Genomic DNA, 20,808 nt, shown 5'->3' with positions numbered 1-20,808 from the left:
TGCGCGAGGGCTGGCTAATTCTTGTCTTACAACGCTCTGCCTCTTGTGTGTTGGTTGTTGTTGCGGTTGTTCCGATTTGGTTTTGATTTTGTTTTTGTGTTGAGGTTTGTTTGTAGTGGTTGATCATTGGATTATTTGGTATCGGCTGCCGCTCTTATATTGTTCGACCAAGAATCACCCAGCCCTCTTACGAGTCTGAACAATTGCGTGGCTTTCATCGCCGAGATTCTCGATTTTTCTTGCTCTCTCGGCGAGTCACCATCAAAGTGTAGCGGTGTAGCACAGTAGGTGATAAAGTCGAAAACAATGGCAGCGAGGCTAGAAAGGAAATGTAAATGATAAATCGTCAAGCAATATTGCACCGACCACTTTCACAATATGCGTATTCTACGGCAGAATATTGTTTAACAATTCGCTTGCGTGCGGCAAAGAATAATCTTTGTTCATGCGTTTTGCATTACGGAAATCGCGTCGATTTGACTCCGTTAGATCAGTTCTGCACGCTGAAAATGGAAAAGATTGCGAGCGACGATTACTTTGACTACTATGAAGCAAACATAAGCAGCGATTTAGATAGAGTTTGTTATTACTTTGAGATGCAAGATGCGGATGAGCGCTTGTATTTGTACGCCGATACTATTGCGACTGATTTTCCAGAAGATCGTACAGAAGTCTACCAGTTCCCATTTATTCGCCGCGAGGAGATTAGCGACGTTCCTAATTGGCTTAAAGAGGCTGTTGTTTATAACATTTTCCCAGATAGTTTTGCAGATTCTAAACGTGGCATAAGTTGCGAGGCAAAAGATTATTTTGATGAGAAAACTGGCCAAACTTTACACACTCGTTTAGGTGGAACCATTAGAGGAATAATCGAAAATCTTGATTATATTGAGGATTTGGGCTTTAATTGCTTGTATTTAAATCCTATTTTTAAAGCTGCAGAATACCATCGTTACGATCTTCTTGACTACTACCATGTTTGCCCTAATTTAGGAACGGACGACGATTTTAGGGAGCTTGTTAGCGAGGTTCATAATCGCGGCATGCACATAATTATTGACGGCGTTTTTAATCATTCTAGTTGGTATTTCTTCGCGTTTGACGATGTTGTTAAAAATGGCGAAAATTCGCGATACAAGGATTGGTTCTATGGATTAAAGTTCCCTGTTAAGCGCCCCGAAGATGGTAAGCGCCCAAGCTACACGTGTTTTGCGTATGAGCGTAAAATGCCAAAGCTCAATACTTCTAATCCCGAAGTTCGCGACTATTTTATGGACGTTTGCCGCTATTGGCTTGAAGATTTTGATGTTGACGGTTGGCGTTTGGATGTTGCGAATGAAGTTGATAAAGACTTTTGGCGTGCCTTCCGCTCTGTTGCTAAAAAGACTAAAAAAGATAGTGTGCTAATTGCTGAGATTTGGGAGAATTCTGAGCGTTGGCTACAAGGAGACATGTTTGACTCCACTATGAACTACGAATTCCGCAAAGTTTGCCGCGATTTCTTTGCTTTTGGCAAGATTAATGCGCGCGAGTTTAATAGTCGATTTGTAGATATGCTTTTAAGATACCCATTCCCGATTGTTCAAGGTCAATTGAATTTGCTTGATAGCCATGACGTTAGTCGCTTTAGAAGCTTGTGTGCTCAAAGCTCTTCGGAAGCTTGCGACTTTTCTACGGCAGATAAGCGATTCCGCTTGGCTGAGCTTTGTTTGCTTACATCTGTTGGAGCCCCAAGCGTGTTCTATGGTGATGAGCTTGGTGTAATTGGTTTTGAAGAGTGTGATTATCGAGCGCCTATGCCTTGGTCAAATCCTGTCAGCGATAATCGTGATTTATTCCGCGAACTTATAAAATTGCGTAAAAATAACGATTGCTTTATTCATGGTAATTTTAGAGTTCTTGACTATGATGAGCGCGGAAAGTTTGTGTTTGCGCGAGAAACTGACTCTAAGCGTGTTGTTGTAGCTTTAAATGCGTTTAATGAATCTAACGATTCGTTTAGTGCTTTGCCTGATTGTAAGCCGATTATTAGCTACAATTATGATGCTCAAAATCAATCTCTTGGAGCTTTTGGATACGCGATTTTTGAAGTAAAATAGCGATTTATTAGCGATTTTACTGGCGATTTAATCAATAAAAGTGGCACTTAATCAAGTTATTTAAGTGCCACTTTAATTTACAAACGCAAGATATCTATAAGCTTAAGAAAAGCTGGTGTATTCTAGTGTCTTCATCAAGCTCTGGGTGGAAAGCTGTTCCGATTTGATTTCCTTGGCGCGCGGCAACAACGTTGCCATCTACAGTTGCAAGAGTTTCTGCATTCGACCCGACTTGCACAATATAAGGCGCGCGAATAAATGTCATCGGCACTTTGCCAAGATTTCCAAACTCAGATTCGTAGTGGAAGCTTCCAAGCTGGCGGCCGTAAGCGTTGCGCTTAACTGTAACGTCTAGCGTGCCAAATCCGCTAACTTCGTTACCTTCCACGTTTTTTGCAAGCAAAATCAAGCCTGCACAAGTGCCAAGAACTGGCATTCCGCTTGCAATCCTCTCACGCAAAGGCTCGAGCATATTTTGCTCTTTGAGAAGCTTCGATTGCACAGTGCTTTCGCCGCCCGGTAAAACAAGGCGGTCAAAAGACTGCTCCAAGTCGCGCGCTTGACGAAGCTCAATAACGTGTGCGCCTAATTTTTCAAGCATTAAGCGATGTTCAAGAAAAGCACCTTGAACAGCTAAAACTGCTACAGTATGCGAGCAATTATTTGTATTGATAGGTGAGTTTGCCAAAATAATTCGCCTCAATTACTCGCCGCGATTTGCCATTAAAAGCTTGATTTCCTGCTCGTTAATACCAACCATCGCTTCGCCCAAATTCTCGGAAAGCTTAGCAATCATTTTAGCGTCTTTGTAATTAGTCACAGCCTTAACTATTGCAGCAGCGCGCTTTGCTGGATCTCCAGACTTAAAGATGCCAGAGCCAACAAAAACGCCTTCTGCACCAAGCTGCATCATTAAAGCAGCGTCTGCAGGGGTTGCAACACCGCCAGCTGCAAAGTTTACAACAGGAAGTTTGCCATTTTGTGCAACGTACTTTACAAGATCGAAAGGCACGCGCAAAGTCTTAGCTTCCTCAAAAAGCTCATCTTCGCGCATGCTTGTAAGCTTGCGTATTGCGGAATTCATCATGCGCATGTGGCGCACAGCTTGAATAACATCTCCAGTTCCAGGCTCGCCCTTTGTGCGAATCATGGAAGCACCCTCGTTAATCCTGCGCAAAGCTTCTCCCAAATCTTTTGCACCGCAAACAAATGGAACTGCAAAATCGCGCTTGTTAATGTGGTAAACGTCGTCTGCTGGGCTAAGCACTTCGCTTTCGTCAATGTAATCAATCTCAATAGCCTCAAGCACCTGCGCTTCAACAAAGTGACCAATACGGCATTTTGCCATAACAGGAATAGACACAGCTTCCTGAATGCCGTGAATCATAGCTGGGTCGCTCATTCTAGAAACTCCGCCAGCCGCGCGAATATCGGCAGGAATACGCTCCAATGCCATAACAGCGCAAGCTCCAGAATCTTCAGCAATTCGCGCCTGCTCTGGAGTAGTAACATCCATAATCACGCCGCCCTTAAGCATTTGTGCAAGCTGGCGATTTAGAGCAGTGCGGTCTTGGCTGCCGTTATTTTGCGGATCCGAGGATTCGTTTACTGTTACCGTAGTATTCAAGTTCTCTGCCATTATTCCTCGCTTTTTACTAAACCTATTAAACGCATTTTTATGTTGTACATTGTTATACTACACATTTTCATGCATCTATTAAACGTATGTATTTTGTTAATATGCAAGCTAGCGTGATTCTAATCTTTTTAGGATTTTGCGCACGTTTGCAAGTTTACGCCTGTTGGCATTTAACCACATTCGTAGGATATATGGTAATAAAATAGGCTTAAAATATCTGAAAAATCATGCAAATATGCAATGTGTTGTTTAGACTCACCGCATCTTCGTTTGACTTGTGAATCGGATACGATTGTGTTTGCCGTTGACTTTATGGTTGCGAAAGTTGCAGCTAGATAAAGCGACGAGCTGTAAAACAGAATAAATATAAATTAAATATAAATAATGTATCTAATTACAATCCAGAAAGGTTTGTTGAATGGATAACAAAGAACCCAAAGATGGCGCGTACAATAACGACGCGACCGATAAATTCTATGGGCAAGAAAACGCAGAGCAATCGCAATTTAGTTCTAGTACAGATGCTTCGCTTAACGCTGCGTCTAAAAGGGGATATAAAACTAATAAGCGTGGTTTAGGAAAATTCTGGCTTGTTTCTGTAGCAATCGTAGTAATTGCAGTGGTTAGCGCTATTATTGCAACGTTTACAGGTCCGCAAAAAAATCCTGCAAGTCAAACATCTTCTACACAAGTATCAAATAAAACTGTGTCAATCGGATTAAAACTTGCTCCTACAAATCTCGATATTCGCAATCAATCTGGCTCTTCCTTGGAACAGTTATTGATTGGAAACGTGTATGAAGGTCTTGTAGCTAGAAATACTAAAAATCAGGTTGTTCCATCCCTTGCAAAGAGTTGGGAAATAAGCAAAGATGGCTTAAAGTACACGTTCCACATGCGTAAGGGAGTCGTGTTTTCTAACAAGCACAGGCTTACTGCTAAAGATGCTGAGTGGTCTTTTAACGAGCTTGTTGCAAAGAAATATCGCGGATCAAACATGGTTGGAAAAGTTGAATCCGCTAAAGCTAAAGATGATTACACGTTTGAAATCAAGCTTAAAGAGCCAAACGCAAAGCTTTTGTGGGCGTTGTGCTCTAGAGCTGGCTTAGTCTTCGATAAGCTTGCGAATTATGATGCTAAAACTCAAGCTGTTGGATCTGGCCCGTATTTGGTAGAAAAGTTTGTGCCGAATGACCGTGTTGTGTTAAAGGCAAATCCGTGCTACAAGGGTATTAATAAGCCTAGAACATCAAAAGTTGTTGTTCGCTATTTTGTGGATGATGTTGCTGCTGTAGATGCGCTTTCTTCTGGAGCTGTTCAAGCTTTGGCGCCTATTTCAGGTCAGCTTGCTAAGACTTTTAAAGCGGATGCAAAGCGCTATGTTGTTAAAGCTGGAAACAGTACCGATAAATTTGTGCTTGCTATGAACATGAATGGTGAGCGGACTAAAGATAAGCGCGTGCGCCAAGCGATTCGATATGCTATTGACCATAAGCAGATTATTGCTTCACGCGGCGGTACGGATGCTTTGCTTGGCGGACCGATTCCTTCTCTTGACCCAGGTTATGAGGATTTGACTAATATTTACACTCATGATGTTAAGCGCGCTAAGTCATTGATGAAGGAGGCTGGTTTCAGCGAATCAAATCCTTTGCATCTTTCGCTTACATACCCGAATATTTATGGAACGCAACTTGGTGACCAGTTGAGGTCTCAGCTAAAGAAGATTGGCATTGATCTGAAGGTAAACATTGTAGAATTTACTACTTGGCTTCACGACGTTTATAACAATAAAAACTACGATTTGTCTATGGTAGATCACAATGAAAGCCATGATTTTGGCCAGTGGGCAGATCCTAAATATTACTATGGTTACAACAATAAGCAGGTTCAGGATTTGTATGCTAAGGCAATGCTTTGCGCGAATACTAAGGAGTCTAATAAGCTTCTTGCCAAGGCTGCGAGAATCGTTAGCAAGGATGCTCCTGCAGATTGGTTGCTTAATTATAAGGTTGTTACAGCTAAGGTAAAGAATCTTGAAGGCATGCCTTTTGATATTAATCAAGTTCTTTTGCCGCTATACAACTTGCGACTTAGCTGATTTGCTCTAAATTCTCCCGAGAATGTTGCTGATTTACGGCGTGTTGGACTACAAAGTGCGGAGATAGTTGACGGGTTTTGTAGCTCAAAATGGTGTGTAGAGCAACAAAAAGCGGAAAAGATTGACGGGTTTTGTAGCTCAAGATGGTGTGTAGAGCAACAAAAAGCGGAAATTTTCGGAAAACATTAAATTAAGTAAGGGGTTTGTATGAAGCGCATGATTCTTCGACGCATCACGTTGTTTTTTGTAGCGCTGCTATTTATTTCTGCAATCGTATTTCTTGCTCTTAGAGTTTTACCTGGAGACGTTGCTCAAGTTATGGCTGGCTTAAACGCGCCAGATGGAAAAGTTGAGCAATTAAGACACGATTTAGGATTAAACAAGCCCCTTTTCGTTCAATATTTAGAGTGGATTTTTGGCGTTTTTAGAGGTGACTTTGGTGTTTCAATGCTCACTGGTCGCTCCGTTGCATCCACTATTGCTATGCGTGCTAGTATAACTTTTCCACTTATTTTCCTTGGACTTTTAATTGCGCTCGCAATTGGTATTCCTCTTGGATGCTTGCAAGTTTTGCATTCTGGCAAGGCTTCGCAAGTAGTCGCAAGGTTTTGTGCTATTACAGCAGGATCTGTCCCAGCTCTTTGGGGTGGAATGATTTTAATCATGATTTTTGGCAAGGGTATTGGTTTGGTGGAGCTTTTCCCTACTCAAGGTTTTCCAACAGATGGTTGGCGTGATTTTGGTAGTGCGTTTTTGTCTTTGATTCTTCCAGCGCTAACAGTTGGCATTATTGTTGGATCTGGTTTTATGCGTTACACTGCAGCATCATTAGAACAGATTTCTAATAGTGACATTGCATTGCAAGCCATGGCTTGTGGAATGACTAAAAAGCAAATGATTTGGCGCGTTGGCTTGCGATTAGCGTTGCCGCAACTTGTGTCTGTAATCGGCTTGACTTTTGCGCACATGATTATGGGCGTAATGGTTATTGAAAATCTGTTTTCGCTTCCCGGAATGGGTATGGGTCTTGTGCGCGATGTTGGTTTGCGAGATCTTATATCTGTTCAAGGCAATCTTTTTATGCTTTCTGCATTGTTCTTGCTTGTTGGATTTGCGATTGACGCGTTGCATCGTTTGTTGGATTCAAGACTTAGCCAAGATTCAAGTGGGGAGTGATTCAAGCAATGATTAAGTTTTTAAGCCGCATTTGGCGCGGAATTATTGGAAAATTTGTTTGCATTATTTTGTGCTTGTGGATTTTTGTAGCTGCGCTTTCTTTTGTGTGGACGCCTTATTCTCTTCTAGAAACAAACGGATACCAGGTATGGCAAAAGCCTTCGCTAAATCATTGGCTTGGCACAGATGGCACGGGTGCAGATATGCTTAGTTGGCTTATGGCTGGTTCTAGGGTAGAGATTTTGCTTGTTATTTCAACAATTGTGATTGCAAGCGTTGTTGGGTTTGTGATTTTGAGTTTTACGATTTGTCGCGTTCAAAAAATTCGTTCCGTAAGCATTATGGCAGTAGATGCTTTAATTTCCATTCCAACGGTTTTGATTGCGCTTATGCTTGCTGTGCCTCTTGGAGCATCCGTTCTTGTAATTATGCTTGCATGCGGATTTGGATATGGCTTAAATCTTGCTCGTATTTTGCGTCCAAGTGCTGTTCTTGTTCTTAAGTCCAACTATGTTGATTGCGCGATTTCTAATGGAGCTAGCAGAAGTTACGTTCTGCTAAAGCATGTTCTTCCTAATATTTTGCCTATTGCTTCCGTTCAGCTTTCGCTTTCGGCAGGAACTGTTATTTTAGCGGAAAGCGGATTGACTTATCTAGGTGTTGGTGTTCCTTCGGGAGTGCCGAGCTGGGGTCGTGTTCTTTCTACTTCGGTTACTTTGATTCACGTTTACCCGCTTGCAGCTCTATGGCCTGGTCTTGTTGTTACTTTAACAGTTTTGGCTCTTAATCTTTTTGGCGATGTTTTAAGAAGTGTTACAAATCCAGCAAATAGGGAGTCTAAGAATGAGTCTTGATATAAAAGGATTATCTCTTAGCATTGGATCTTCGCGCATTTTAAGTGATGTTTCACTTAACGTTAAAGATGGTGAGCGCGTTGGGTTAGTTGGATCTTCTGGCTCTGGTAAATCAATGCTTTTAAGAGCTGCGATTGGCCTAGTTCCGTCTAATTGCAAAATCACTGGCTCTTGCCATGTTGGCAATGCCCAAACTGTTGGCGCTAACGATTCTGCGCTTGCAAACATTCGTGGCAAGTATGCTGGCGTTGTTTTTCAGCAGGCGGATCGTGCTCTTAACCCCGTTATGAGTGTTAGCGAGCAAATCGCATTACCTCTTAGGCTTCATTACAATTTAGACGAAGACGATATTCAAAATCGCGTTAAAGTTATGCTTGAAAAAGTTGGTTTAGGCGCGAATATTTTGCATAAGCGCACTTTTGAGCTTTCGGGCGGGCAAATGCAACGAGTTGGAATTGCTACAGCGCTTATAACTTGCCCTAAGTTGATTCTTGCAGACGAGCCGACTACTGCTCTTGATTCTGTTACGCAAAAAGATGTTGTAAATATGCTCACTTCTTTAGTTGATAATATGGGCGCTTCAATGCTTTTTGTTACTCACGATTTTTCGGTACTTTCTCGCGCTGCTACTCGTTGCTATGTTTTGGATTCTGGGCGATTAGTCGATAGTGCGCGTGTTGGTGAATTGCTAGAAAATCCTAAGGTGCGCTCTACTAAACAGCTTGTTCTTGCGGCGCGCGCTTTAAGTCTTAGTAAAAATGATTTAAGTTTAGATAATAATGATCTAAGCCTTGACTGTAAAAGCGATTTAAATAAGAATGATTCTTCTAAAGATGATTGCATTTTTAAAGCTAAAAACGTTCACGTTGTTTTAGGAAGTTCAAAGACGCGCGTTGAAGCATTAAAAGGAGTTGATTTTAATCTTAGAGTTGGCGAATCTTTAGCGCTAATTGGCGGATCTGGAAGTGGTAAAACAACTTTGATTCGTTCTTTGCTTGGATTGCAAGAAATAAGCGAAGGAAGAATAGAGTATTGCGGCAAAGTTGTTGAAACTGCTAAAAATGCTAAAAAATCAAGTTTAAAAGATTCTGCTTACGTAAATATGAGAAGACAATGTTCGCTTGTATTTCAGCATCCTTTTGCAGCTTTAGACCCGCGTTGGACAGTTAGAAAAAGTGTTTCTGAGCCGCTTGAAATATGGCGTAAAAACATGAGTTCTGATTCAAATACTGTTGATTCAAATACTGTTGATTCACATGTTATTGATTCTAAAGTAGATGATGTTTTGAATTTAGTTGGATTAAATCCTAATGTTTTTGGCAAAAGATACCCTTGCGAGCTTTCGGGTGGGCAAGCTCAATGCGTTGCGATTGCGCGCGCGCTAATCAATAATCCTAGAGTTTTGGTTGCAGATGAGCCAATGAGCGCAATCGATGTTGCTGAGCGCACAAGAATTTTAGATGCTTTTAATGTGATTCGTGCAAATCGCCCTAATATGGCGTGCGTATTCGTTAGCCACGATCTTGGTATGATTCAGCATTTGGCGTCTAGTGTTGTTGTTCTAAAAGATGGCGTTGTTGTTGAATCTGGGAATGTAAGTCAAATTTTAACTAATCCAAAACATAGCTACACGCGTGAACTTATTGATGCTGCTACTTTGTAAGTCTGTATCGGTAAGTCTTGCAAGTTTGTAAGTAATAAGCTTTGTAAGTCAATAAAAAATATCTTTTAAATTCGCGTTTATGTGTGTTTGGCAAGAATAGCGTCTAATATTATTTAGTAATCGTTATTTATGCATATTTACGCATACATTTTGCGCATGTATTACAAGTTAGGAAAGATAAAATGAGCGAAAATCAAAACAATCAGCCGACTCCTCGTCCAGAAAGCTTTGAGCTTGATCACACTAAAGTTAAAGCTCCATATGTTCGCTATATTGACACTCAAAAAGGCCCGAATGGAGACGTTATTTCTAACTACGATATTCGCTTAACTCAGCCTAACCAAGAGGCTATTCCTACGGGCGCTTTGCATACGATTGAGCATACGATTGCTGTTCTTTTGCGTCAGCGCATTGAAGGTTACATTGATTGCTCTCCATTTGGTTGCCGTACAGGATTCCACCTTTTAACTTGGGGCACTCATAGCACGGAAGATGTTGCGCGCGCGTTGAAGGAATCGCTTGAATTTATTGCGTACAAAGCTACTTGGGAAGATGTTCCAGCTACAACTATTGAGTCTTGCGGAAACTACCGCGATCATAGTTTGTTTGGAGCGCGTCAATGGTGCAAAGATATTTTAGACAAGGGCATTAGCTCCGATCCTTTTGAGCGTAAGATTGTGTGACTTGTTGCGTTCGCTTGTGTAATACTGTAGAATCGCCATATTCTAGGCATAGGGGGGTGTATGTGTGAAATAAGATTGAGGAAAGCAACTCTTAGCGATCTAAAAGATATTGAAAATATTTATGAGAGAGCAAGAGTATTTATGGCAAATAATGGCAATCCTCATCAATGGGGAGATCGTTTTCCTCTAACATCTAGTGTTATAGAAGATATTCGTTTGAACCGTTTTAATCTTCTTGTAGACACGGACCCAGACTTTGGCAATGAGCGCATTTTGGCGCAATTTGCACTGTGCGAGGGCCTTGATGAAGTCTACGCAAAGATTGACGGAGCGTGGCTAGATGACGTTTTGCCATACGTTACAATCCATAGACTTGCATCTTCGGGAGTCAAGCCAAAAATGGCAAGAGAGTGTTTAAAATGGGCTAAGCTCAACTACTCTAATGTTAGAATCGACACTCATCCCGACAACTTGATTATGCAAAAAGTTATTTTGCGAGAAGGCTTTAGCAAGTGTGGTCTTGTTGTGATTCCAGATCGCGCGCATAGTGCAACTAGAATCGCGTATCAATGGTTGCGCTCGCATAATCATGTAATACGGTATTAGCGGTATTTGCTGTATTTGCAGTATTAAAATGTAAGTCAAAATTAGTTGCAGATATAGTAGACAAAAAATAAATATAAAAGTAAAAATTAAACATAAAGCTAAAAACTAAAAGTAAAGGCGTGAGATATGTGTAAAAATTCGAGTATACAAGCGATTTTGCAAGAAAACTACGCTCGCGCCTTAAGTACATACCCGGGTCAGGTAATCGTTGATTTAAAAGCGCTCAGGGATAATATGCGAACGCTGATTGAGCGTGTTTCTAAAGATTTGCAGCCTGGGCAAAAGTCGCCAGCAGTTATGGGAGTTGTTAAAGCAGACGCTTATGGTCACGGGCTTATTCCTAGTGCGCTCGCAGCTCTAGCAGGAGGAGCAACTTGGCTTGGTACAGCTCAACCTTACGAGGCTTTGCGACTTCGCGCGTGTGGAATTGATTCAAGCAGATGCCGTATTCTTACGTGGCTTACTAGCGCTCCAACGTCTCTTTTTGCTGATTTAATAAACGCGGATATTGATATTTCTGTTGGCTCGCTTGATTCAATTGATGCTGTTGCGCTCGCTGCTAAATCGGTTGGCGCCGCTGCGCGCATACACGTTAAGGTAGATACAGGATTTGGCAGAAACGGTTTTACGCCTGCAGGCTTTAGTGATGCTTTAGAAAAACTTAGTGAATATTCTAGCCAGGGATTAATCGAAGTTATTGGGCAATGGAGTCACTTGGCTGTTGCTGATTGCCCAGACGTTCCAGAGTTTGTGTCGTCTACAGATAGGCAAATTGAGCAATTCCACGATTTTACTCGCAGAATGTGCGAAGCTGGTTTGGAGCCTAAAATCCGACATTTGGCTAATACGGCTGCAACTCTTAACAGACCAGAGATACGATTTGAGCTTGTTCGCCCAGGAATTGGATTGTACGGATACGAGCCAGACCCCGTTATGGGAGTGCCTCAAACTTACGACTTGCGTCCAGCTATGACTTTACAAGCGCAATTAGGAACAGTTAAATCTGTAGAAGCAGGTCACGGCATTTCATACGGCCGCACGTATTTAACGCCAGACAATACAAGCACAGCAATCGTTCCGCTCGGCTATGCGGATGGCATTTTGCGCGCCGCTAGCGGATACGATATGCAAGGATCTCGGCATGTTAATAAGCCTGGAGGACCAGTGCGCGTAGAAACTAATAACGGTGCTAGGATTTTGCATGTTTCGGGGCGCGTTTGCATGGATCAATTTATTGTTGACTTAAAAGGCAGTGCTAAAGAGCTTGGGGTTAAAGAAGGAGATACAGTCAGGCTTTTTGGGCCAGGCAGAGGTATTGAATATGCGGAGCCGACGGCAGACGATTGGGCGGCGGCTGCAGGAACAATAAGCTACGAGATTATGACTGGGATTGGCCCTAGAGTTCCTCGATTGTATAAGAATGCTTACGAAGTTTTGCCTAAAAAAGACATAAAAATGTTGGATGAAAAAAGCTTAATCTAAATATTTTGTGATTTGCGGCTTGCGATTAGTTGAAGAGGTTTTTAATGTGTAACGATGTGATTACTTCCGATAACGAAGTTGTTGGCGAATACAGCTTGCACGATACTGAGAGATGGGCTAGCGAGCCTCACCACACGCGCGCTCGCACTCCGTTTGAACGAGACAGAGCCAGAATAATCCACTCTTCAGCGCTTAGAAGACTCGGCGCTAAAAGCCAAGTGCTTGTAGCAGGCTCCGACGATTTTGCTCGAACGCGCTTAACGCACACGTTGGAAGTTGCGCAAATTGGTCGCCAGATTGCTTCGATGCTTGGCGCGGATCCAGATGTTGTAGATTGCGCTTGCTTAGCTCATGACTTAGGTCATCCGCCTTTTGGTCATAATGGCGAGCGCGCGCTTGCTCAAATCGCCAGCAATATTGGTGGTTTTGAAGGAAATGCTCAAACTCTTAGACTTTTAACGCGTTTAGAGCCTAAAGTTTTTAGAGAAAATGGCGCTAGTGCAGGAGTAAATCTTACGCGTGCAAGCTTGGATGCTGCTGTTAAATATCCTTGGGGTTTTGATGAAGCAAAAGCGCACGATAAAGGCGAGCGTGACCTAAAATTCTGCGTTTACCCAGATGATAGGGAAGTTTTTGATTGGCTAAAAAGTGGCTCTCCTCGCGAATTAAAACCTATGGAATGCCAGATTATGGATCTTTCCGATGATATTGCGTACAGTGTTCACGATATTGAAGACGCGATTGTGACTGGCGCTTTTAATACGGAGCTTGTTTGGGATTCAAGCGTTGCGGATCAAGTTGTTCAAGAAGCTCATAATTGGTATGGCAGCCAGTGGGATGCGGATAGTCTTTTGGCGGCTTTTAAGCGTTTGCGCGCTCTTAACATGTTCCCCGATTCTTATGACGGTTCTAGAAGGTCTCTCGCTCACTTAAAGAATATTACTAGTGCTTTAATCGGCAGGTTTGCAAGCTCAGTTGAGAGAGCAACTCGAGAAAAATATGGGAGCGGTGCTTTGATTCGCTACCGCGCAAATGTTGTTATTCCGCCAGAAACATCTTACGAGATAATCGTTCTTAAAAGCTTGGCTGTGCATTTTATAATCCAACCTAGAGAGCGCGAGTTTTATAGGCGTGAGCAAAAGATTCTAACAGATTTGGTTGAAGTTTTTATGAGCAAGTCTCCAAGAGCGCACGATGCTATGGAAGCTGTGTTTATAAGTGATTGGAATACTTGCTCTAGCGAAGGCGAGCGTTTAAGAGTTGCGATTGATCAAGTTGCAAGTCTTACAGATGGTTCTGCTACAGCTCTTCATGCCGCTTTGTGCTAAATTTGCATTTATCTTGCGCGAGTGTTTTATAGCCGCTGGCTTGCGATAAGCTAGAGATTATGGCTGGAATGATTGTAAAAGAAGACGTTGAGCGTGTGCGCGCTGCTGCAGATTTGTACGATATTGTATCTGCAACTGTTACGCTTAAGCCTTCTGGGACGGGTACTTTTGTGGGGCTTTGCCCGTTTCACGATGAAAAAACGCCTAGTTTTAGCGTTCGTCCAGGCTTAGGTGTCTGGCATTGCTTTGGTTGCGGTGCTGGTGGAGATGTTTTTAAGTATGTTGAGCAAAAAGAAAACATTGATTTTCGCGAGGCAGTAGAACTGTTGGCAGATCGATACCACGTTGAAGTTCATTATGACCAATCGCAAGCTGGTAAAGATAGTGCTCACGCAGGTTCTAAGCGTGCTCGTCTTATAGAAGCAAATGAGGAAGCTCAGCGTTTTTTCGTGTCCCAAATCAACTCTAAAGAAGCAGCTCCAGCTCGTAGTTTGCTTGCTGGACGTAATTTTACTCAAGCGCAATGTGAACGTTTTGGTTGCGGATATGCGCCGAATAGTTGGGATACTCTAGTTAGATATTTGTCTAATAAGGGTTTTACTCGTCAAGAATTATTGGACGCAGGTTTAGCGCGCCAAGGTCAGCGCGGAATTTACGATTATTTTCGCGGCAGATTAACGTGGCCTATTCGCGATTCTACAGGCAGAACTTTGGGTTTTGGCGCTAGAAAGCTTTATGACGACGATTCTATTAGTGCAAAGTACATTAACACTCCAGATACTGTGTTGTATAGAAAAACGCAGGTTCTTTATGGAATTGACATTGCTAAATCGAATATTGTTAAAAAGCGTCAAGTTGTGATTGTGGAAGGCTATACGGATGTTATGGCTTGCCATTTAGCTGGTGTAGATACTGCTGTTGCAACTTGTGGAACGGCTTTTGGTGCGGAGCATGCGAAGATTATTCGCCGTCTTATTGCAGACGATTCTTTGGGAGCGATTCAGCTTGTGGGGCCTGTAAAAGTAGAAGGTCAAAAAGTTAGTTCGCGTATTGTTTTTACTTTCGATGGAGATGCTGCAGGTCAGAAAGCTGCGTTACATGCTTTTGGCTTAGATTCAGCGTTTTTAACACAGACTTTTGTTGCTGTTGCAGATAACAATTTAGACCCTTGTGATTTGCGTATTCAAAGGGGAGATGAGGCTGTTCGCTCTTTGATTGCACGCGCTAATCCTCTTTACGATTTTGTAATCGACACTGTTATTCGTAAGTTTGACACGTCTTTTGCAACAGGGCAGATGGGTGCTGTTAAGGCGGTTGCTCCTCTTGTTGCGCAAATTCGAGATAGGTCTTTGTTGGACTTGTACACTAGGAAAGCTGTTAGAAATATTGGTGTTGATTTAGACGTTATGCGTAGGGAAGTGGAGTCTAATAGAAGGCGATTGCATGTTATAGACGATGACGCTTATTCTAAAAGCTATTCTTCTATCGTTTCCGCGGATTCTCGCGTATTTGATCAGCGTTCTCAAAGCATGAATGAAGCTGCTATAAAAACAGCTATGCTTAGAAGCGCGTACAAAAATCAAAGTTACTATAAGGTTGACGATTCCGTGTTTATGTGTGAGCAGCAATTTATGGCTGTTCTTATGCAATCTCCTTTAGCGTTTAACAGTCAGCTTTTTGCTCAGCTTACTTTGAATAATTTTATTACGCCAGTTTTTAGAACGCTTTTTCAGGCTTTTGTGGCAGCTGGGGGATTGCCTACTTCAAATGTAAGTCAAGGATTATGGCTTCATATTATAACTAAAGCTGCTGGCCCTATGTTAGAAGGCGCTATTAACGAGCTTTCTGTAATGCCTCTTCCATTGTCTTTAAGCAAGGGCTTAAGTAGCGCTTCTTCGCTTAACTCGTCGGCTGCTTACGACTATAGTGGCGAAAGTGCTAAAGGCGGACCATCTGATTTTTTGCGCGTTCCTAGTGAAGAAGAGCAAAAGTACGCAAACGAGCTGCTTATTAAGCTTTTAGACGTTGGTTTTATGCGAAAGATCGGAGCTTTTAAAGTTCGTATGAGTAAGCTTCCTGATGGTCAAGAAAAGCTTACTCTTTTAGGTCAAATCACTAAAATGGAAAGCGCTCGAAAAGACCTTCAGTCGCAAATTCTATAATGTGTATCAATATTGTATTTACGTCCTAATGCTGTTTACTTTACTTTTTAACGTTTCTCATTTTTATATTTTTATACGTATTTGTGAAATATTTGGAGTGTATGTGATGAAATAATCCACACTGCAGATTTAATTGCAATGTGGATTATTAAATTAATAAATTAACAATATTTTATTATTAATCAAGTTGCTCTCTGTATATAGCACTTGCTATAGAACACGTCGTATCTATAAATGGAATCAGAGTGGATTGGAAAGCATGATAAGCGTCTGATTTTCCTGTCCATACAGTATTTAAAACATTGTTTTTATCATCGAGTTGATGGAACCACGAACCGTTAGAATGATCAATGACTGAGTGGTCTAGATATTTGCAGAATTCTTTATACCAAGTAGCATATTGCTTATTTTTAGTGATTCTGTAAAGAGTTGATGATGTATTAATTGCTTCTGCTAGTGTCCAATGCATACGGTCGTGGACTATAGGCTTTCCATTCCAATCTGTTGTGTATACGATACCTGGTTGCCCATCGGCATTCCATCCATCTTTTAATGCTTGGTTAAACAAATTTTCTGCAGCGTTTAATGCTTCTCTTCGCTGTTTGCAATCTTCCTTATAGTAACTGTATGCCCATTGGAGTATTAATCTTGACCATTCGATTCCATGACCTGGTGTTGCACCGTATGGTTTAAATTGGTCATCTTTTTTGTCTTTATTATATTCTAAGTCTGCTTGCCATTGATCGTTGAAATGTTCTGGTATTCGCCAATTGTTGTTAGATGCCCAATTGATTACGTGGCTGATTATGCGCTTTGCGCGTTCTCTATATTTTTCATCTCCTGTGCTATCAGCTACTGCAAGAAATGCTTCTGTTGTATGCATGTTTGCATTAAGCCCGCGATAAGAATCAAGCTTATTGAAGCTTGTATCCCATGTGTCTACTGTTAAACCTATTTCATTATTCCAGAAGTACTTATCGAATACTTTTAATGCATCTTCTAATAGTTGTTTTGCTCGTTCATGTCCTGCTAGTAGTGCGCTTGATGCGGCTAGTATAACGAATGCGTGAGTGTAACAAATTTTGTCTTTTTCAGGTTCTTTGTTCCAACTTACTTGTGGATACCATCCTCCGTGTTCGTTGTCGTGTAAAGGACCTAATAGTCCGTCGAGTCCTCGTTCAACAAGTTGATTCGCTTCTTTGTATCCTAACATTTCTCCTATTGAGTAAACATGAGTCATTCGTGCTGTAATCCATGTTTGTACTCCGCGTGTTTTATCTAGTGTTCCGTCTGTGTTGAGCCATCCTGACCCTCCTATTGGTGTTGGGAAGTTTTTTGCGAAATCAAGTAATTGTTTTGTTTGTTCTGCCATGAATATTCTGTTGGCTTGTGTGTCAAACGTATATTTAGTTGTTTCAAAATCTTGCATTATTGTCCTTTCGTAGATTGTAATTTTAAAATTGAATCAACAGAGTCATGTGTTATGTTAGGGATGAATAATTGCCTATCTTCATTTATGCTGTTTATATGCTGTCTACAGATAATTATTCCAATTAGAAAATATCATCTTTAATATTTTCTGAAGTTTCTAACAGCTCATCACTATATATGGACAATTACTCTTTGCTGATTAAATATTATAACTTTGGTTAGCAAAATTCAGGTTTATTTCCCAAAATTCATAACAGTTATGAATTTTTATTAATTACTGTCTTTTGTCATAAACTTTTACTGATTTAATATCGTATACTTGTTTTGTCTTTATATGTTAGATATGCGATTTATGCGTATGTGATTTGCGTGTACGTGATTTACGTATAAATGTTTAATTGTGTAAGAAAGAAGTGTAGAAACTATGTTTTTATTACCTGAGCAGCAATTAAATCGCTGTACAAGAGTTATGCAACAACGCTTATACCCGCATATAAATACTGTTTTATTGCATTGTAAAATTCGAGCGTATGAGATTGCTGGAGAACCTATTTCTTCTAACGAATTCTTTTCTAAGTTAAAAAGAAACGATATTGTGTTTCATTCATTCAATGTTCCAAGCGTTTGGGGAACAACTTGGGGCACAACGTGGTTTGAGATATCAGGGTCGATTGATCTTTCAAAGGTAAAGGGGTGCAAAGTTGAGCTAAATGTTGATTTAGGTTGGATTGAGAATCTTTTTCCTGGTTTTCAAGCTGAAGGATTAGTGTATAACGTTGACGGAAGAGTTATAAAAGCTGTAAACCCTTGTAATCATTGGGTTCCATTGATTGATGAACATAATAATCGTTCTATTAGTATTGATGAAAATGGTAATTTTACTTTATATTTGGAAGCTGCAGACAATCCATTTGTTGAAGGACCTACTCCATTTTCTCCTACTGATTTAGGTGAGTGTGCGACTGGAAATACAGAATGCCAATATATGTTGAAGTATGTTGACGTTACTGTTTTTAATCGTAATATTTTTGATTATTATATGGATCTTGAGACTGTAAGTTCTTTGATGCGAGAATTGAATGACGATAATCCGCGATACTGGAAACTAGCTAAAGCTTTACAGCGCTCCTTAAATGCATATGATGAACATGATTCTTCTACTGTTCAAAATGCTCGTAATATGTTGACTAATGTATTAAGTCAGCCCGCGGCGGCAAGTTCTCTAAGGCATATTGCTGTTGGGCATGCTCATATTGACTCTGCTTGGCAATGGCCTGTGCGCGAGACGCACAGGAAAGTCGCACGCACAATATCTAACGTTTTAGCTCTTATGGATGAGGATCCTGATTTTACTTATGCTATGAGTTCTGCTCAACAATACGAGTGGCTAGAAAACGAGCATCCCGATTTATTTGAGCGTATGAAAAATAGGATTAAAGAAGGACGTTTTATACCTGTTGGTGGTATGTGGGTTGAGTCCGATGTAATTATGCCATGTGGTGAATCTTTAATTCGACAAATGACTTTTGGTAAGCGCTATTTTAAAGAGCATCTTGGTGTTGATCCGCATGGCATTTGGCTCCCAGACAGTTTTGGCTATACTGGCGCATTGCCTCAACTCGCTCGCCGCGCTGGATTTGATTGGTTTTTAACTCAAAAGATTTCTTGGAATGATACCACTAAATTCCCACATCATTCATTCCTTTGGGAAGGAATAGACGGTTCTAGGATTTTAGCTCATTTTCCTCCATCTAATACTTATGCTTCATCTGTGAGCATGCATGAGTTAGTTTATTCTCAACGCAATTTTTTGGATAAAGATTTATCTGATCACGCAATATTGTTATACGGTTTTGGCGATGGCGGTGGAGGGCCTACTCGCGAAATGACTGCTCGTATTAGGCGTGATCGTAATTTAGAGGGTGCTCCTAGAGTTGATTTCGGCACTCCTGATGAGTTATTTGAAAAAATACGAAAAGATATTGTTGACGATTCAAATGGTGATACACCAGTATTCAAGGGTGAGCTTTATCTAGAGTTGCATAGAAAAACTCTTACTTCTCAGCAAGATATGAAGCGTTATTGCCGCATGGAGGAATCATTGTTGCGTGTGGCTGAATATCTTGTTGTTTTAGCTCGAGTGTATGCGCCAGAATATCGTTTCAATAACGATGAGCTTACTAGAATTTGGAAGACTTTATTATTGAACCAGTTCCACGATATTCTTCCAGGTTCTGCTATTGCATGGGTTCATAGGCAAGCTAGAGAAGAATATGCTAGAGATATTTCTTGTTTACGTAAAATTATTTCAGATATTGCCAATGCGATTGTAAAAGCTAACAGCACGGTTAACGCGGTTAATGCGCGTGAAAATGTAAAGTTGTTGACTTATACAGGTAAAAATGAGGTCGCTTGGAATTTATATCAATGTAGTGAAAGCTGTAAAAATAATACAACAACTGTAAAACACAAAAATGATGGTGGAGTAATTCTTAATAATGGTGTTTTAAGTGTGACTATTGAACGCGATGGCACAGTATCTTCTGTTGAAGATATTAAATTTAATCGTGAGCTAATCCCATCTGGTTATCGCATGGCGCAATATGAGATATTAAAAGATGAGCCGTATCAGTGGGACGCATGGGATATTGAGCGAGATGCATTTATGAGGAATCGTAAGATTGATGATTCTTCAATTGTTGACGTTAAAGAGCTTTTATCGGGCGGTGTATCTGTTGAAATCTTGGCATGTAAAAAGGATGTTAAGATTCAAACAAGTATAATTTTAGAGCCATGTGTTAAACGACTTGATTTCCATGCGCAAGTTGATTGGAATGCTAAAGAGCAATTTCTAAAAGTAGATATGCCAACATCTGTATGTTCAGATAAGGCCCAGTATGAGTGCCAATATGGTTTAGTTGAAAGGCCAATAGTAAAAAATACTCGTAGTGATGATGCAAAGTTTGAATCATGCACACATAGGTTTGTTCGCATAGAAGATTCCTCGTATGCTGTTGCTGTTGCAAATTCGTCTACTTATGGCGCTGATACTGCTCCTATTGGCGATTATTCTTCATCTTATGGAACTATGCTCAGATTATCTTTGCTTTCTGCGCCTCTTTACCCCGATCCTAACACCGATCAAGGTAAGCATGAATTTACTTGGTCATTTATTGCTGATGCAAATATGGATTCAGTTCTAAGTACAGCTGATTTTTTGAATTCGCCAATTATTGATATGCTACCAGAAGTCGATCCATTGTTTACGATTCACAGAAACTCAGGTCTAATTGCATTAGATTGGGTTAAGCTAGCTGACGATTGTTCTGGAGACATAATCTTACGTATTCACGAGCCGTCTGGTGGATATGCAAATGGGCAAATAAAACTCAATAAAATCTTGCGTTATTCCTCAATTGAAGAGGTAGATCTTATGGAAATGCCAGTGCTGCATGGTATGCCTATAGCTTTGCACAATAATAATGACGCGTTAAATGTAGAATTACGTCCTTTCCAACTATGTTCATTGCGTATTCGCATTGCATCTTAATGTTGATATTTTGTTTATATTTTGATGCTTTTGA

General features: G+C 40.9%; 14 protein-coding genes. 11 read left to right on the top strand and 3 right to left on the bottom strand.

Annotation, left to right across the window (positions count from 1 at the left end; genetic code table 11):
* Window positions 1–335: 335 nt before the first annotated feature.
* Complete coding sequence (locus GAVG_RS03825) at window positions 336–2,099, top strand: glycoside hydrolase family 13 protein (RefSeq protein WP_009994174.1); 1,764 nt, start codon at window positions 336–338, stop codon at window positions 2,097–2,099.
* A 94-nt stretch (window positions 2,100–2,193) separates the two neighbouring features.
* Here GAVG_RS03825 and pdxT read toward each other — a convergent pair whose 3' ends face one another.
* Both pdxT and pdxS read right to left on the bottom strand, forming a co-directional pair.
* A complete protein-coding gene (gene pdxT, locus GAVG_RS03820) occupies window positions 2,194–2,787 on the bottom strand; it encodes a pyridoxal 5'-phosphate synthase glutaminase subunit PdxT (protein WP_004113516.1) in 594 nt (197 codons plus the stop codon).
* A 15-nt stretch (window positions 2,788–2,802) separates the two neighbouring features.
* Window positions 2,803–3,738, bottom strand: coding sequence for a pyridoxal 5'-phosphate synthase lyase subunit PdxS (pdxS, locus tag GAVG_RS03815; RefSeq protein WP_004113518.1), 936 nt, complete (start codon window positions 3,736–3,738; stop codon window positions 2,803–2,805).
* A 418-nt stretch (window positions 3,739–4,156) separates the two neighbouring features.
* Here pdxS and GAVG_RS03810 point away from each other — a divergent pair, with 418 nt between their 5' ends.
* The 9 genes from GAVG_RS03810 to dnaG all read left to right on the top strand — a co-directional run bounded on the left by GAVG_RS03810 (window position 4,157) and on the right by dnaG (window position 15,793).
* Window positions 4,157–5,839 carry an ABC transporter substrate-binding protein gene (locus tag GAVG_RS03810; RefSeq protein ID WP_004113520.1) on the top strand — a complete coding sequence of 561 codons (1,683 nt, stop codon included), beginning with the start codon at window positions 4,157–4,159 and terminating at the stop codon, window positions 5,837–5,839.
* A 207-nt stretch (window positions 5,840–6,046) separates the two neighbouring features.
* Window positions 6,047–7,015 (top strand): ABC transporter permease, encoded by a 969-nt coding sequence (locus tag GAVG_RS03805; RefSeq protein WP_013399627.1) that lies wholly within the window; start codon window positions 6,047–6,049, stop codon window positions 7,013–7,015.
* An 8-nt stretch (window positions 7,016–7,023) separates the two neighbouring features.
* Window positions 7,024–7,869 carry an ABC transporter permease gene (locus tag GAVG_RS03800; RefSeq protein WP_048653126.1) on the top strand — a complete coding sequence of 282 codons (846 nt, stop codon included), beginning with the start codon at window positions 7,024–7,026 and terminating at the stop codon, window positions 7,867–7,869.
* Window positions 7,859–9,532, top strand: coding sequence for an ABC transporter ATP-binding protein (locus GAVG_RS03795; RefSeq protein ID WP_009993502.1), 1,674 nt, complete (start codon window positions 7,859–7,861; stop codon window positions 9,530–9,532). Before GAVG_RS03800 ends, GAVG_RS03795 begins: the two co-directional genes overlap by 11 nt.
* A 182-nt stretch (window positions 9,533–9,714) precedes the next feature.
* Window positions 9,715–10,215 (top strand): S-ribosylhomocysteine lyase, encoded by a 501-nt coding sequence (locus tag GAVG_RS03790; RefSeq protein WP_004113527.1) that lies wholly within the window; start codon window positions 9,715–9,717, stop codon window positions 10,213–10,215.
* A gap of 60 nt (window positions 10,216–10,275) precedes the next feature.
* Window positions 10,276–10,821, top strand: coding sequence for a GNAT family protein (locus GAVG_RS03785; RefSeq protein ID WP_013399624.1), 546 nt, complete (start codon window positions 10,276–10,278; stop codon window positions 10,819–10,821).
* A 126-nt stretch (window positions 10,822–10,947) separates the two neighbouring features.
* Window positions 10,948–12,303: an alanine racemase gene (gene alr, locus GAVG_RS03780; protein ID WP_013399623.1), complete on the top strand. Its 1,356-nt coding sequence runs from the start codon at window positions 10,948–10,950 to the stop codon at window positions 12,301–12,303.
* Window positions 12,304–12,347: 44 nt separating this feature from the next.
* Complete coding sequence (locus GAVG_RS03775; RefSeq protein WP_004113534.1) at window positions 12,348–13,631, top strand: deoxyguanosinetriphosphate triphosphohydrolase; 1,284 nt, start codon at window positions 12,348–12,350, stop codon at window positions 13,629–13,631.
* Between the two features lie 59 nt (window positions 13,632–13,690).
* Window positions 13,691–15,793, top strand: a complete 2,103-nt coding sequence (gene dnaG, locus GAVG_RS03770) for a DNA primase (RefSeq protein WP_009993754.1) — start codon at window positions 13,691–13,693, stop codon at window positions 15,791–15,793.
* A 178-nt stretch (window positions 15,794–15,971) separates the two neighbouring features.
* Here dnaG and GAVG_RS03765 read toward each other — a convergent pair whose 3' ends face one another.
* On the bottom strand, window positions 15,972–17,222 hold the full coding sequence (locus GAVG_RS03765; protein ID WP_009993755.1) for an AGE family epimerase/isomerase: 1,251 nt from the start codon (window positions 17,220–17,222) through the stop codon (window positions 15,972–15,974).
* Between the two features lie 426 nt (window positions 17,223–17,648).
* Between GAVG_RS03765 and GAVG_RS03760 the strand changes: the two genes are divergently transcribed.
* On the top strand, window positions 17,649–20,774 hold the full coding sequence (locus GAVG_RS03760; protein ID WP_009993756.1) for an alpha-mannosidase: 3,126 nt from the start codon (window positions 17,649–17,651) through the stop codon (window positions 20,772–20,774).
* Window positions 20,775–20,808: the final 34 nt, after the last annotated feature.

This window comes from Gardnerella vaginalis ATCC 14018 = JCM 11026 (assembly GCF_001042655.1).
Taxonomy (GTDB): Bacteria; Actinomycetota; Actinomycetes; order Actinomycetales; family Bifidobacteriaceae; genus Bifidobacterium; species Bifidobacterium vaginale.
The sequence above is the reverse complement of the archived record's forward strand: the minus strand, read 5'-3'. Positions and strand labels throughout refer to the sequence as shown.